15 protein-coding genes are annotated in these 14,539 nt (G+C 61.8%); 6 read left to right on the top strand and 9 right to left on the bottom strand.

The genetic code is table 11. The features are described from left to right. Positions 1–17: 17 nt before the first annotated feature. On the bottom strand, positions 18–239 hold the full coding sequence (rpmE, locus tag LQ231_RS16960) for a 50S ribosomal protein L31 (RefSeq protein ID WP_007607076.1): 222 nt from the start codon (positions 237–239) through the stop codon (positions 18–20). Positions 240–429: 190 nt separating this feature from the next. Between rpmE and LQ231_RS16965 the strand changes: the two genes are divergently transcribed. Then, on the top strand, positions 430–2,232 hold the full coding sequence (locus LQ231_RS16965; protein ID WP_230172403.1) for an ABC transporter transmembrane domain-containing protein: 1,803 nt from the start codon (positions 430–432) through the stop codon (positions 2,230–2,232). Positions 2,233–2,465: 233 nt separating this feature from the next. After that, positions 2,466–3,437, top strand: a complete 972-nt coding sequence (locus LQ231_RS16970) for a tripartite tricarboxylate transporter substrate binding protein (RefSeq protein ID WP_230172404.1) — start codon at positions 2,466–2,468, stop codon at positions 3,435–3,437. Positions 3,438–3,489: 52 nt separating this feature from the next. Here the strand turns inward: LQ231_RS16970 and LQ231_RS16975 are convergent, their stop codons facing one another. The 7 genes from LQ231_RS16975 to LQ231_RS17005 all read right to left on the bottom strand — a co-directional run bounded on the left by LQ231_RS16975 (position 3,490) and on the right by LQ231_RS17005 (position 11,545). Then, positions 3,490–5,136: an FAD-binding dehydrogenase gene (locus LQ231_RS16975; RefSeq protein WP_230172405.1), complete on the bottom strand. Its 1,647-nt coding sequence runs from the start codon at positions 5,134–5,136 to the stop codon at positions 3,490–3,492. Positions 5,137–5,226: 90 nt separating this feature from the next. Then, positions 5,227–6,258, bottom strand: coding sequence for a peptidoglycan -binding protein (locus LQ231_RS16980; protein ID WP_230172406.1), 1,032 nt, complete (start codon positions 6,256–6,258; stop codon positions 5,227–5,229). After that, positions 6,259–7,305 (bottom strand): flagellar motor protein MotA, encoded by a 1,047-nt coding sequence (locus tag LQ231_RS16985; protein ID WP_230172408.1) that lies wholly within the window; start codon positions 7,303–7,305, stop codon positions 6,259–6,261. A 101-nt stretch (positions 7,306–7,406) separates the two neighbouring features. After that, complete coding sequence (locus LQ231_RS16990) at positions 7,407–8,207, bottom strand: inositol monophosphatase family protein (RefSeq protein WP_113142124.1); 801 nt, start codon at positions 8,205–8,207, stop codon at positions 7,407–7,409. Between the two features lie 141 nt (positions 8,208–8,348). After that, the gene (locus LQ231_RS16995) at positions 8,349–9,638 is read right to left on the bottom strand and encodes a DUF4010 domain-containing protein (protein WP_230172409.1); all 1,290 of its coding nucleotides are present in this window, start codon (positions 9,636–9,638) and stop codon (positions 8,349–8,351) included. Positions 9,639–9,680: 42 nt separating this feature from the next. Next, positions 9,681–10,883: a tetratricopeptide repeat protein gene (locus LQ231_RS17000; protein ID WP_230172410.1), complete on the bottom strand. Its 1,203-nt coding sequence runs from the start codon at positions 10,881–10,883 to the stop codon at positions 9,681–9,683. An 8-nt stretch (positions 10,884–10,891) separates the two neighbouring features. After that, on the bottom strand, positions 10,892–11,545 hold the full coding sequence (locus LQ231_RS17005) for a thiamine phosphate synthase (RefSeq protein WP_113142126.1): 654 nt from the start codon (positions 11,543–11,545) through the stop codon (positions 10,892–10,894). Between the two features lie 351 nt (positions 11,546–11,896). Between LQ231_RS17005 and LQ231_RS17010 the strand changes: the two genes are divergently transcribed. Beyond that, positions 11,897–12,157 (top strand): metalloregulator ArsR/SmtB family transcription factor, encoded by a 261-nt coding sequence (locus LQ231_RS17010; RefSeq protein WP_007607109.1) that lies wholly within the window; start codon positions 11,897–11,899, stop codon positions 12,155–12,157. A gap of 135 nt (positions 12,158–12,292) precedes the next feature. On the opposite strand, the gene LQ231_RS17015 is transcribed toward LQ231_RS17010, so the two are convergent. Beyond that, positions 12,293–12,469, bottom strand: coding sequence for a DUF465 domain-containing protein (locus tag LQ231_RS17015; protein WP_007607112.1), 177 nt, complete (start codon positions 12,467–12,469; stop codon positions 12,293–12,295). A 234-nt stretch (positions 12,470–12,703) separates the two neighbouring features. Between LQ231_RS17015 and LQ231_RS17020 the strand changes: the two genes are divergently transcribed. From LQ231_RS17020 to LQ231_RS17030, 3 genes are read left to right on the top strand one after another with little or no spacing between them, the layout of a single operon-like run. After that, positions 12,704–12,907 carry a DUF465 domain-containing protein gene (locus tag LQ231_RS17020; protein ID WP_007607114.1) on the top strand — a complete coding sequence of 68 codons (204 nt, stop codon included), beginning with the start codon at positions 12,704–12,706 and terminating at the stop codon, positions 12,905–12,907. A 17-nt stretch (positions 12,908–12,924) separates the two neighbouring features. Next, a complete protein-coding gene (gene purE / locus LQ231_RS17025; protein WP_113142127.1) occupies positions 12,925–13,425 on the top strand; it encodes a 5-(carboxyamino)imidazole ribonucleotide mutase in 501 nt (166 codons plus the stop codon). After that, a complete protein-coding gene (locus LQ231_RS17030; RefSeq protein ID WP_230172411.1) occupies positions 13,422–14,486 on the top strand; it encodes a 5-(carboxyamino)imidazole ribonucleotide synthase in 1,065 nt (354 codons plus the stop codon). Before purE ends, LQ231_RS17030 begins: the two co-directional genes overlap by 4 nt. Positions 14,487–14,539 lie beyond the last annotated feature (53 nt).

Raw genomic sequence — 14,539 nt, forward strand, 5'->3', positions numbered from 1 at the left:
TGCAGAGTTCGCAGCGATTAGAGGCCGAGGCCGCCGAAACGCTTGTTGAACTTCGAAAGGCGACCGCCGCGGTCCATCAGCTGCTGGTTGCCGCCGGTCCAAGCCGGGTGCGACTTCGGATCGATTTCGAGGTTCATGGTCGCGTTAGCCGAACCCCAGGTCGAACGCGTTTCATATTCGGTGCCATCGGTCATGACGACTTTGATGACGTGGTAGTCGGGATGGATGTCAGCCTTCATCGCTCTATTCCTGCTGTGCCGGTAGGGTCTATATGCCGCAATTGCGTCAGCGAGACCTATTCAATACATGATGCCGCAGTCCGATCAGGCCACGGCTTCCCAATTCGATGCCGTGCCTATACATGAAGGGCGCAGGGATAACAAGTGCCATGGCACGAAAGCCTGCAAGCACTGTCAGGAGCAATGCCGCGTGACCTTGGAAGCCGAAAACAACGATAAGAAACGCCGCTCTCTGAAGCCGCTCAGCAGTCTGCTTCCCTATCTGAAGCGATATCGTGGGCTGGTTGCCGGCGCTATATTTTTCCTCGGACTTGCGGCCGCCACAACGCTTGCTTTGCCGATTGCCATCCGGCGTATGCTCGATCATGGCTTCAACGCCGCCGACAGCGGCTTTATCAACAAATACTTCGCCATGATGATCGTCATGGCCGTGGTCCTCGCGATTGCCAGCGCCATGCGCTACTACTTCGTCATCACCATCGGCGAGCATGTCGTCGCCGATTTGCGCCGCGACGTTTTTGCCCATGTGACGCGCCTGTCGCCATCCTTCTTCGACATCAACCAGTCAGGCGAGATCGTCTCGCGGCTGACGGCCGACACCACCCAGCTGAAATCCGCAGTCGGCGCCACCGCCTCGCTTGCGCTGCGCAATTCGATTCTCTGTCTCGGCGCGATCGCCATGATGATCTACACCAGCCCGCGCCTGTCGATCATGGTGCTGGCCGCGATCCCGATCATCGTCTTTCCCCTGGTTGCCTTCGGCCGCTCGGTGCGCAAGCGCTCCCGTGCCGCTCAAGACACCTTGGCCGAAGCCTCCACCTTTGCCGGCGAAATGATCGGCTCCGCCCGGACCCTGCAGGCCTTCAACGCGGAAGACATGGCACGCCAGCGTTACGGCTCGGCGGTGGAAAGCGCCTATGAAGCGGCACGCGCCGCGATCAAGTCGCGATCGCTTCTGACCGGCGTCGCCATTGCCCTGATCTTCGGCAGTATTGTTGGAGTGCTCTGGTTCGGTGCACAGAGCGTATTGGCGGGCACCATGTCCGCCGGAACGCTCGGCCAGTTCCTGCTCTATTCGGTGATTGCCGGCGGCTCGCTTGGAACGCTGTCGGAAGTCTGGGGCGAACTTTCGCAAGCCTCGGGGGCTGCCGAACGCCTCACCGAACTGCTCGCCGAGCATCCGGCCATCGCCGCCCCGGCACATCCGGCAATCTTGCCGCAGCCGGCAGAGGGTCGCGTCACATTTGAAGGCGTGCGTTTTGCCTACCCCTCCCGAACAGCGAAGTCGGCTTTGAAAGGCCTATCCTTCAAGGTCGAGCCGGGCGAGACCGTGGCCATCGTCGGCCCGTCGGGCGCCGGCAAAAGCACCATCTTTTCGCTGATTCTGCGTTTCTATGACCCGTCGGAAGGCAGCGTCTATCTCGACGGCACCGATATCCGCACCGTTGATCCGCAGGCGCTACGCGCCCGCACGGCGATCGTGCCGCAGGACGTCACCATCTTCGCCTCGTCGATCCACGACAACATCGCCTTCGGCTCGCCGAACGCCAACCGCCGGATGGTCGAGGCAGCCGCGGAAGCAGCCCAGGCGAGCGAATTCATCAACCGGCTGGAAAACGGTTTCGACACCGTGGTCGGCGAACGGGGTATCACCCTGTCCGGCGGCCAGCGCCAGCGCATCGCCATTGCCCGTGCGCTGTTGCGCGACGCCCCGCTCCTGCTGCTCGACGAAGCGACCTCGGCGCTGGATGCCGAGAGCGAGACGCTGGTGCAAAAGGCGCTCGACGGCCTGATGAGCAACCGCACGACAATCGTCATCGCCCATCGCCTGGCAACCGTTCTCAAGGCTGACCGCATCCTGGTGCTCGATGATGGCCATATCGTCGAACAGGGAACGCATCAGAGCCTGATCCAGCAGGGTGGTCTCTATGCTAAGCTGGCCCGCCTGCAGTTCGAGACCGGTGGCCGCGACTTCACCGCCGCGGCGCAGTAGGGCACCAGCCCAATACCGCTGAGGCGACGAACAAACATGGGTGGATCTTCACCCATGTTTGCGGCCGTTTGGGCAGAAATCCACCCATCCCCCACCAAAGACGTGCAGCCGTCCTACAACCACAGCGCATTGCCGTTGTTCGGTCTCACCGGAACGCGACAATCAACCCATCCGGACGGGCGCGGGAGGAGCTGTGGCCGCCGGATAGTCAACACATGACGGGAGGAATGTTCATGTCATTCGTTAAATCCATAATCGCGGCGGGCCTGCTGGCCGGCGTGGTGTCGGTCGGCACGGCGCAAGCCGAATTTCCCGAGCGCGCTGTCACGCTGGTCGTGCCCTTTGCCGCCGGCGGCTCGACCGACGTCGTCGCCCGGGTCATTGCCGAGCGCATGTCGACCGATCTCGGCCAGCAGGTCGTCGTCCAGAATGTCGGCGGTGCAGGCGGCAGTCTCGGCGCCGGAAACGTCGCGCGCGCAGAACCGGACGGCTACACCATCCTGATGGGCACGGTTGCCACCCATGCGCTCAATCCGCTGATCCTGAAGAACAAGCCCTATGATGCCGAAACCGATTTCGCCCCGGTCTCCCTGCTCGTCGTCGTGCCGAATGTACTGGTCGTCAATCCGCAATTGCCGGCGAAAGACGTCAAGGAACTGCTCGCCCTGTTGAAGGCCGATCCGGAAAAGTACAGCTATGCCTCGTCCGGCAATGGCACGCCGCTGCATCTGTCAGGCGAACTGTTCAACGCCATGGCGGGCGTCAAGATGCAGCATGTGCCTTACAAGGGTTCCGGCCCGGCGCTGACCGATGTGATCGGCAACCAGGTACCGATCATGTTCGACAACCTTCCCTCCTCCTCCGGCCACATCAAGGCTGGCACATTGCGGGCCCTGGCCGTGACCACGGCGGAACGCGCGCCATCCTTCCCCGACGTGCCGACCATGGCCGAGGCAGGCATTCCCGGTTACGAAACCTATACCTGGAACGCATTGTTCGCCCCGAAAGACACGCCCAAGGACGTCATCGACCGGCTGAACGCCTCGGCGAAGGTCGCCATGGCGGATCCCGCCGTCATCGAGCGCATGAAGGAATTCAGCGCAACGGTCGTCGCATCGAGCCCCGAAGAGCTCGCAGCCCACGTCAAGGCCGAAATGGCCAAGTGGACACCGGTTGTGCGTGACGCCAACGTGCAGATGGACTGATTATCGGCTCAGCGCCGGCAAAAACACCTATGGCAAGCAGCGAACCGCCGGATCAGCCTCCGGCGGTTCTGCCCGCGACGCGGCCTGAGAACAGGCAGCCGCCGAGGAAGGTCCCTTCCAGCGCATTGTAACCATGCATGCCGCCGCCGCCGAACCCGGACACTTCACCCGCCGCATACAGTCCGCCGATCGGCTTGTTGTCGCGTGACAACACGCGGCCCTCGAGATCGGTATGCAGCCCGCCCAAGGTCTTGCGGGTCAGGATATGCAGGCGAACGCCGATCAGAGGCCCCGCCTTGGGGTCGAGCAGACGATGCGGCTTGGCGGTGCGCATGAGCTTGTCGCCGAGATAGTTGCGCGCGCCGCGAATGGCCGTGACCTGTGCATCCTTGCTGAACTTGTTGTCGATCTGCCGGTCACGAGCCTCGATCTGCGCGCGCAGATGGTGGATCCCGAGACGATGCTCGCCGGTCAGCTCGTTCATCGCCATGACCAGATCCTCCAGTGTATCGCGCACGACGAAGTCCTCGCCCTTGTCCATGAAGGCCTGCACCGGGCCTGGCGGGTTCTTCCCAAGCCGCTTCAACAGCAGCGGCACGTCCTTGTCTGTCAGGTCCGGGTTCTGCTCGGAACCGGACAGGGCAAATTCCTTCTTGATGATCGCCTTGTTCAGGATGAACCAGGAATATTCGTCCCCGCGCGCGCGGATCGCTTTTAGCGTGCCCAGCGTGTCGAAACCGGGCATGACGGGGGCTGCAAACCGATTGCCGTCGGCATCGCACCAGAAGGACGAGGGGCCGGGCAGGATGCGGATGCCGTGGTTCGGCCAGACCGGGTCCCAATTGCGCAGACCCTCCGTGTAGTGCCACATCCGGTCGCCGTTGATAATCTCGCCGCCGGCCAGCTGGGTAATCCCCAGCATGCGTCCATCGACATGGGCAGGGACACCCGCGACCATCGATTTCGGCGGCGGTCCAAGCCTTTCGACGGGCCAGCTCTTGCGCACCAGGTCATGGTTGCCGCCAATGCCACCCGACGCAACGATCACCGCTCCCGCGGTCACCTCGAAATCGCCGATCACATTGCGCGAACTGGTCGCGCCGCGCGGCGTCGCATCGCCTGCCAGCAGCGACCCGGCAGCGCCCGTCACCGCACCATCGGTGACAACCAGGCGATCGACCTGATGACGAAAAAGGAAGGTGAGTTTGCCGGCGTCAGCCGCCGCCCTTGCCCGCTGCACGAAGGGAGCAATGACCCCCGGACCGGTACCCCAGGTGACATGGAAGCGCGGGACGGAATTGCCGTGCCCTGTTGCCAGCGCTCCGCCGCGCTCGGCCCAGCCGACCACCGGAAACCAGCTCACCCCTTGCGCTCTCAACCAGCTCCGCTTCTCGCCGGCCGCAAAATGCAGATAGGCCTCTGCCCATTGGCGGGGCCAGAAATCCTCGTTGCGATCGAACCCGGCCGAGCCGAACCAGTCCTGGCGCGCCAGATCGAAGCTGTCGCGAATGCCCATCCGCCGCTGCTCGGGACTGTCGATGAAGAACAGACCACCCAGCGACCAGAAGGCCTGGCCACCCAGGTTCTGCTCCCCCTCCTGATCGACCACAGCGACTTTTAGTCCTCGCTCCACGGCCTCCGTGGCCGCGACAAGACCCGCCAGACCGGCGCCAATCACCAGAATATCGAAGTGCTGCATGATGTCCTCCAACATCAGGCAGTCTTACGCTTACGCGCACGTAATACAATCCTCAAATAAGATGGGTAAGGAACTGTCCAGTACCGATTTTCACCGTTCGGTCAGCTTCAACTCGATGCGACGGTTCTGGGATCGCGCCTCAACACTGTCGCCTTCGGCAATCGGCTGATTTTCCCCAAAGCCGGCCGCGACCAGACGGTTTGCCGGAACGCCTTGGGCAATCAGATATTTGACCACGGAGATCGCGCGCGCAGCCGAAAGCTCCCAGTTGTCGGAGTAACGACCGGTCCCGGTCAGAGGCACATTGTCGGTATGACCGTCGACTCGCAGGACCCAGTTGATTTCCGGCGGAATTTCCCGTGCCAGGTCGAGGATAGCCGTGGCGAGCTTTGCCATTTCCACCTCGCCAGCCGGATTGAGCACATTGCCGCCGGACGGGAACAGCACTTCCGACTGGAAGACGAAACGGTCGCCGACGATGCGGATATTTTCACGGTCTGACAGGATTTCCCGCAGCCGGCCAAAGAAGTCGGATCGATAGCGGTTCAGCTCCTGGACGCGCTGCGCAAGCGCCACGTTGAGCCGGCGACCGAGATCGGAAATCTTCGCCTGCGAATTGGCATCCTTTGCCTCGGAGGCCTGAAGCGCCTCCTCGATGGCGGCGATCTGCGCCCGCAGGGCGGCGATCTGCTGGTTGAGCAGCTCGATCTGGCTCATCGCCCGGGTGCTGACCTGCTTTTCCGCGTCCAGTTCCTGCGTCAGCCTGCCGACTTTCACATTGGCCGCATCGGCAGATCCGGTGCCGCTCTCCAGAAGCTGCTGCAAGCGCGTACGCTCGCTTTCCGAGGATGCGAGCGACGACTGCAGGCTGGCCAGCGTGTCTTCGAGATCCTGCTTGCCGCTCTTTTCGAGCGCCAGCAACTGGGTCAGTTCGGCGATCTGGCTATTGAGCCTGTTCAGCACCTCGTCCTTGCCGGAAATCTCGCGACTCAGGATGAACTGCGCCAGCACGAAGACCGTGAGCAGGAACATGATCGCCAGAAGCAGCGTCGACAGGGCATCGACGAAACCAGGCCAGTAGTCGACGGAGCGCTCCCGGCGCCGGTTGCGGCCGAGCGCCATTTACTTCGTCCCGCCGATCTTGTCGTTCAACCGGTCGAGCGTCTTGCGCATGGCGCGGGCATCTTCCTGCTGAGCCTCGATCCAGTCGCGCAACATCTGTTGTTCGTTGCGCATGTTCTTGACCAGTCCCTGTATGCCCTCCGCCAGTCCGGCAATCGCGGCAACGGAACGCTCGCTGCTGGTATTGTCGCCACCGTCGCGATTGGCAAGCCTCGCAACCTCGACAAGCAGCAGCTTCACATCTTCACTGGCGACCGCGCCGCTGCCATCGGAGACGACCGCCAGTTCGGAATCGAGGTCCGTGACGGAGGACAGCCAGTTTTCCAGCTCGGTATAGAAACGATTCTGCGCACGGCCGGCCTGCAGGTCGAGAAAGCCGAGGATCAGCGAGCCGGACAGGCCAAGCAGCGAGGACGAAAACGCCGTGCCCATGCCCGCCAGCGGCGCCGTCAGGCCGCTCTTCAGCGCGGTCAGCACGTCGTTGCTGTCACCGGACGACGGATCCAGCGACTGGATGACGTCGTTGATCGAGGCAATCGTGCCGAGAAGACCCCAGAAGGTGCCGAGCAGGCCGAGAAAGACAAGAAGCCCGACGAGATAGCGCGTCGTATCGCGCGATTCATCAAGACGCGTACCGATCGAATCGAGAATGGAGCGCAGTGCCGTGGTCGAGATCGCCATCGACCGACGTCCGCCGATCAGCGACTTCATCGGTGCGAGAAGGCGCGGATCGCGACCGACACGGTCAAAATCATTGCCCGCGGCCCGGAAGGAGTTGAACCAGCGCACTTCGGGACGAAGCGCCAGCACCTGGTTGAACACCAGAATGATACCAACGGCCATGACCCCCAGAATGAGGCCATTCAGCCCGGGATTGGTAATGAAAGCCGCATGGGCCTGTCGGTATAGGATCGCTGCAATGAAACCGACGATGATCAGGAAGATGACCATTGTGGTGAAGAAGGGCATCGGGCTGGAGAGCTTCTGGCCGTATTCCCCTGCTCGGGTTTCGTCCACTTCCAGGTCCGCCAGCTTCACTTTCGCCATGTGTACTCAACCTCCGGGGAATCTCAGTCCCGGAGGCTAGTAGAAAAATGAGACGAATTGAAGCCGGAAAGCCGCGTCATACAGCACCGTTTTGAAAGCGCTTACGCCTTCGGTACAGGACGATTAATCACTTCTTCCAAGGCTTTGCGAATATACTCGTTGCCGGCGATCACGGCACCAGTCTCGAACATGTCCTGCGTACCCTTCATGTCCGAGACGAAACCACCGGCTTCGCGGATCAGGAGAACGCCGGCTGCAATGTCCCAGATGTTGAGACCGGTTTCCCAGAAGCCGTCCAGGCGACCAGCCGCGACATAGGCGAGATCGAGGGCAGCAGCCCCCATGCGCCGCACGCCGGAAACCTCGCCCATGACATGGCGCAGTTCGACGAGGAACTTGCCGTGCTGGCCACGGCCGAGATGCGGCACGCCACAGCCGATGACGCAATCCGACAGCACCTTGCGGGCGCCGACGCGGATGCGGCGATCGTTGAGGAAGGCGCCGCCGCCCTTTTCGGTCGTGTAAAGCTCGTCCGTCGCCGGGTTGAAGATCACGCCGGCGACGATCTCGCCATTGCGCTCCAGCGCGATCGAGACGGCAAACTGCGGAATGCCGTGCAGGAAGTTGGTCGTGCCATCAAGCGGGTCGACGATCCAGCGATGCGCGCCATCGGTGCCCTTGATCTCTTCGCTTTCCTCACCGAGGAAACCATACGTCGGACGCGCCTTCAAAAGTTCTTCCCGCACGATCTTTTCGGCACGGAAATCAGCCTGCGAAACGAAGTCGCCCGGGCCCTTGACGGAGACCTGCAGGTTCTGCACTTCGCCGAAGTCGCGCGCCAGCGACTTGCCCGCCTTGATGGCGGACTGGACCATGACGTTGAGAAGAGCTGAACGGGCCATCCGGTGGTATTCCTTGAAATTCGGTGGTCGCCGGAAAGGGCGACAAGAGCGGCGCTTGCGCGCGGCAGCGGTTGCGCGGTTCAAGACCACAAAAATTGCCGGATTTCAAGGGGCAACCCGCCATCCGGCCATGCACGAGGCTCACATCAGCCCCGCAGCCCCATGGACCGCCCAAGGGACCGCCCAGTGGACCACCAAGCCGGCACACACGGCAAGCAGCGAACCGACAGCCACTTTGGCGGCGAAGCTCCGGCTGCCCGTGCCCGCAGCATAGAGCGCCTTCGCCGCAATGTTGGCGACCACCGCAAGGCCGACTGCCTCGACCGCGACGTCCGGGCTCAGCCGATCCGCCATCCCGGCAATCGTCACCGTGGCAGCATCGACATCGGCAAAGGCCGAAAGCACCGAGACGAGATAAAGCCCGCCATCGCCGAAGGCCTGGCTTGCCGCACGCGCCAGAAAAGCGACAGCGGTAATCAGCAGTGCCATGCGGATGACAGAACCGATTTCGAACGGATTGGCCGGCAGGTCTCCCGCGCCGGCGGGCTCACGCCAGCGGACGAAAAACAACGACGCAGTGACCATGACCAGCGCTGCGGCCACAAGCCCCGGCAACACCGACCATCCCAGCGAGGGCGAAAGCGCAAGCATCAGAAACACGGTGCGCACCAGCGAAACGGCACCGGCAACCAGCGCCCCGGCGGCAAGACCGGCTGACGAGCCTGCATCCACACTTTGCCGCGCAAGCGCAAGCGTCGTGCCTGTTGAGGAGACGAGTCCGCCGACGGCACCGGCCACGAGTTCGCCCTGCCCCTGGCCAAGCATGCGGACCGCCACATAGCCGACAAACGAGATCGACGCGAGCGCGATGACCAGCACCACCAGATTGCGCGGCGATACCCCACCGAAGGGCCCCAGAGGCTCTGAGGGGATCAGCGGCAGAAGCACGAATGTCATGGCCAGAAGAATGACCGCCGAGCGCAATTCCAGCCATGTCAGTTTCCGGATCGCGCCGTGCAGGAACTCTCGGCTCGCCAGAACCGCAACCATTGCCGCACCGCCGGCGGACGCCAGGACCATGTCACCGATAACCGAGAGCGTTCCAAGACCGAAAGTTGCGACAGCCGCGATCACCGTGGTTGCACTGAAGGATTTTTGCGCCTGCGCTTCCATCAGGCCGAAGCGCAGGATGATTGCGGTGATGCAGATCAGAAAGCCGGTAACGACAAGCCCCGAAAATGCCGTTTCCTTTACGGCCAACTCGATCAGTCCGGCGAGACCACCGGTCATGCCGATCAACGTAAAGGTCCGGATCCCGGCGGTACGCGCGCCCTCAGGCTCATCACGCTCGCGCCAGTGGCGCTCCACACCCACGGCAGCACCAATGGCGATCGCAAGGCCCAGCCGCTGGAAAAGATCGAAGATGTCCATGCCACCGCTCCCCCAACCCGGCGTCTTCGAAAAGCGATGACGTCAACTCCGACGGAAACGATTGGCCCCGTCGATCGCCTGCTTCTGCTGCTCTTCGTTCAGACCCAGATAGAAATCCTCCAGCGTCGGGTCCGTGAGACCGGCGCGGCGCGACAGCACATACCACTTCGCCGCCTCGACGGGATCAGGGCGTGTGCCAAGGGCATTGATATAGAGATGCGACAATCGGTTCTGCGCCACCACATTACCGCGCTTGGCCGCAATACTGAGCCAGCGGAAGCCGGCATCATAGTCGCGCGGGCCATTGATGCCATTGACCAGCCAGATGCCGATATCAAGCTGGGCCGTATCGAACCCGGCCTTGGCCGCCCGCTCAAGCCACTCGCGTGCCCTGGCCTTCTTCTCTTCCGGCACATCCTTCAGGGCCGCATAGACCTGGGCCAGCGCATATTGCGCGTCCGCAATGCCCTGCTCGGACGCCTTTTCATAATAGGGCATCGCCATGGTCAGACCGCGCACGCCGGGATTGTCCGAGACCAGGATCTGCGCCCAGTTGAACTGGGCCGAACCGTTGCCGGCATCGGCCGCCTGGCGCATATACTCGTCGGCCTTCGCCTTGTCGCGCGGGACGAATTTGCCCTCCATCAGCAACAGGGCGTACTTGAACATCGCCGACGGCTCGCCGCCTTGTGCTGCCTGGCCATACCAGAAGCTTGCGCCTTTCAGGTCGCGCTTGACTCCAAGTCCGCGCGACATGATTTCGGCCAGCAATGTCTGCGCCGCGGGGTCGCCAAGCTGTGCACGCGGCAGCGCCTTGTCGACAGCCGTCAGAAACAGGCCGCGCTGGAAGGCGCCATAAGCCTCGTCCGGTTCGCCGGAAAATTCCTTTTCCTTCGGCGGATCCGGCAGCGGCGTACCCATGCGCAGATAGATGTTGATCCCCTGCAGCTCCTCTTCACGGCCACCCTTGCTGGCCTTGCCCTGATCGCGCCCGGATTTGCTTTCCGGTTGCTTGGCATCGCGATCGGCGCGGTCCAGCGTCGTCGCATCACCTTCGCTGGTGCTTGGCCGCTGGCCACGATCAATCGTTCCGGCGTCCTCGGGCTCGGCAGGCCTGATCGCCGGCGCATCGCCAATCTCCAGGCCATCCTCTGTTTCCTGCGCATAAGCAGCCGGCGCCGTCGCGAGCGCGAGCCCTGTGAAAGCGGCAAGAATCAGACGGTGGATGGACATGGATTGGCGCATGAGGCGGTTCAATCTCCAAACCGTGGCGCTTTTTCGTCAAGTTCGGCATTCACCTGGGAAACAATCGTCGCAGCCGTCGCCGGGTCATCAAAAACCGCCTTGCCGAGTGCGACGAACTCGCAACCGCTCTCGGCCACGGCCAGCGCCGAAGAAGGATCGGTGCCGCCCATGACGATGCATGGAATGGAAATCATCGCCGACCACCATTCGCCAAGCGCGATATTCTTCGAATGCGCTTCCGGCTTGATGTCACCGTCGAGCTTGCCGAAGAAAATGTAGTCCGGCTGGGGCTCGCCCATTTCCAGTGCATGATGGCGGTCCATGGCATTGCCACCACCGACGATCATCTTCGGCGTATGGTTGGCAACAGCTTCCGCCAGCGCTGCGGCATTGCCGCTGATATGCAAGCCATCGGCCTTCACCCGGCCGGCAACGCGGCTGTTGTCGACGATCAGCGCCGCAGCCCCCGCCTCCTGGATCACCGGAACCAGAAGTTCGGCATGTTTCTGGAAGCTCGCATCGTCCAGTCCGTATTGTGGAATGATCACGGAGGCAACGTCGCCACCCCGCAATGCATCGCCGAGGATGCGCGCCTGTTCGGCGGCATCGGCAATCTCCGGAACGATCAGCACGAGGCGGCAGCGGTCTTCAATCTTGGTCATCGATGGTTCCGTTTCCGGGTGTTTCCGCAACCTGCGGAACACACCCTCGTTATATCTCAGCAAATCCGATAGACCGCTCTCCCCAAAGGATCAACCGGACAATGCGCACAGACCGGAACTTCTGCGCAGCCAATGCTCCCGGCCAGGGCTGAAGGCTGTGTGCTGCACGGCCCGGGAGAGATGAGCGGCTCTCAACCATTCGACACTTGGATGCAGGTCATGACGTATCCGTACGCAGAAACCAGATCCGTTGCATCCAGTCCAGACAGACCCGCATCAGACACCCGGAAAGCCCTGTTGCAGCGCACATTCGCGCTTGCCGCGCATACGCCTTTGACATAACGTTTCTCCATGACCAACGCGGACCCTTTCACCGCTATCGCAGACCCGAACAGGCGTCACATCCTGGAAGATCTGCGTCGATCACCGAAGACCGTGAACGATTTGGCAAAAACCCTGCCGATCAGTCGCCCAGCCGTTTCCCAGCACTTGAAGGCCCTTCTTGATTGCGGCCTCGTCGATGTGAAGGCGGAAGGCACTCGCCGCATCTACTGTGTCAACCGTCCGGGTTTCGACCGGATGAACCTTTGGCTCGATCAGTTCTGGTCCTGAGCCGCCTTTGCTCCCTTTAAAATACGGACAAAATAAAGGCCCCGAAGTCGATGTGAACTCCGGGGCCGAAAAACGGTGGCTGCTTCACTCAGTACATCGGGTTCGGATTATCCGAAGCCGGTGCAGCCACCTCACTCAATGTCGTGTGGAAGCCTTCAGACGTTCCATTTCATCCTTAAGACGCAGCTTAAGACGCTTCAATTCGGCGATATGTTCATCGTTGACGGAGGGGGATGCAAGAGCGGTATGGAGTCTTTCCTCCAAAGCACCGTGCTTCTTTTCCAGCGATTCAAGATGAGCCTGCATGGTCATTTGATGCGTCCTTCCTTATTGGCCTACTTCCAGCTCTCTCCACTGGAGTTTCAGGCTTTACGAACGTAATGTGACACGAAGAATGCGGTTTGTCGAAGGCAAAGAGCCCATTTCATTGCGGCAAAAACGCAGACAAGGATAACTTCCCGTTACCGGTATTTGGTGATAGGAGCTTGCGCGAATCTACCGTGCATCCTTAAGAAAGTGCACGAGGCGGCAATCGGGGAACAAACAATGGCCGATCAAGAGCAGGCGGACGTCAGGCTCGCACTGGCACGGCTTCGCCAGGAGCATGAGGACTACGACGTCGCCATCAATGCGATGATCTCGACCGGTTGCGATGCCCTGAGAATCCAGCGAATGAAAAAGAAGAAATTGTCCATCAAGGACAAGATCACCTCGATCGAGGATCAGATCATTCCGGACATCATCGCCTGACCGAAGAAGGAAACCCGATGACAGCTGAGTGCCCCCCCGTCGCCATCATCATGGGAAGCCAGTCCGACTGGGAGACGATGAAAAACGCCGCGGACACGCTGGATGCGCTCGGCGTCAATTATGAAGCCCGCATCGTGTCGGCCCACCGCACACCCGATCGCATGTATGCCTTTGCCAAGGGCGCACGCGACGAAGGCTTCAAGATCATCATCGCCGGTGCCGGTGGCGCCGCCCACCTGCCCGGAATGGTCGCTTCGCTGTCGCCCCTGCCTGTTTTCGGCGTGCCCGTGCAATCCAAGACCATGTCGGGCCTCGACAGCCTCTATTCGATCGTCCAGATGCCGGCCGGCATTCCGGTCGGCACGCTGGCCATCGGCCGCGCCGGCGCCGTCAACGCCGCGCTGCTTGCGGCCCGCGTCCTCGCCCTGCACGACGAAGACCTGAGCGAGCGGCTCGACGACTGGATCGAGCGCCAGGCCGGATCCGTCGCCGAATATCCGATGGACGAAACTCCATGACGAATCGCACGATCGGTATCATCGGCGGCGGCCAGCTCGGCCGCATGCTCGCCATGGCCGCAGCGCGGTTGAACTACCGCACCATCATCCTCGAGCCGCAGGCAGACAGCCCGGCGGCACAGGTAGCCAACGCCCAGATTACCGCCGCCTATGACGACCCGGAAGCTCTGGCCGAACTGGCAAAGCTCTGCGACGTCGTCACCTACGAATTCGAAAACGTGCCGGTGACAGCCGTCGAACGGCTCGCCGCCAGCGTTCCGGTCTACCCGCCGGCAAAGGCACTGGAAGTTGCCCAGGACCGCGTTACCGAAAAACGCTTCCTCAATGCCTCGGGCATCGAGACGGCACGTTTTCACGCCATCGACAGCCAGAGCGACCTCGAAGCGGCATTGGCCGATTTCGGCGGCGAAGGTGTGTTGAAGACCCGCCGCTTCGGCTATGACGGCAAAGGCCAGAAGGTTTACCGCAAGGGCGATACGGCAGAAGGCGGCTATGCGGCCCTCGGCTCCGTTCCGCTGATTCTCGAAAGTTTCGTGCCTTTCGTTCGCGAAGTGTCGATCATCGCCGCCCGTGGTGCCGATGGCGAGGTGCGGGCCTACGACCCGACCGAGAATGTCCACCGCAACGGCATCCTGCACACATCGACGCTTCCGGCCGCAATCCCGGCGCAAACGGCAAATGCCGCGCGTGAGGCGGCGACCAGGCTGCTCAACGGCCTCGATTATGTCGGCGTTGTCGGCATGGAGTTCTTCGTGCTCGCCGATGGCGGCCTGATCGCCAATGAGATCGCACCGCGCGTGCACAATTCCGGCCACTGGACAGAGGCTGCCTGCGTCGTCTCGCAGTTCGAGCAGCACATCCGTGCCGTGGCCGGCCTGCCGCTCGGTGATCCGTCGCGCCACTCCGACTGCGTGATGACGAATCTGATCGGTGGCGACATCGATTCCGTCCCCGCATGGCTCGCCCGCAGCAATGTCCTTGTGCACCTCTACGGAAAAACCGAAGCCCGCCCCGGTCGCAAGATGGGGCATGTGACGGAAATAATGTCGATTAAAGCCTGAATTTCCGGGAATATTCGCTGCTTCTAGCCCGCAAATTGGGCATTGAAGGTTGA

Origin of the sequence: Rhizobium sp. CECT 9324 (genome assembly GCF_918741265.1) — a bacterium.
Lineage (GTDB): Bacteria > Pseudomonadota > Alphaproteobacteria > Rhizobiales > Rhizobiaceae > Allorhizobium.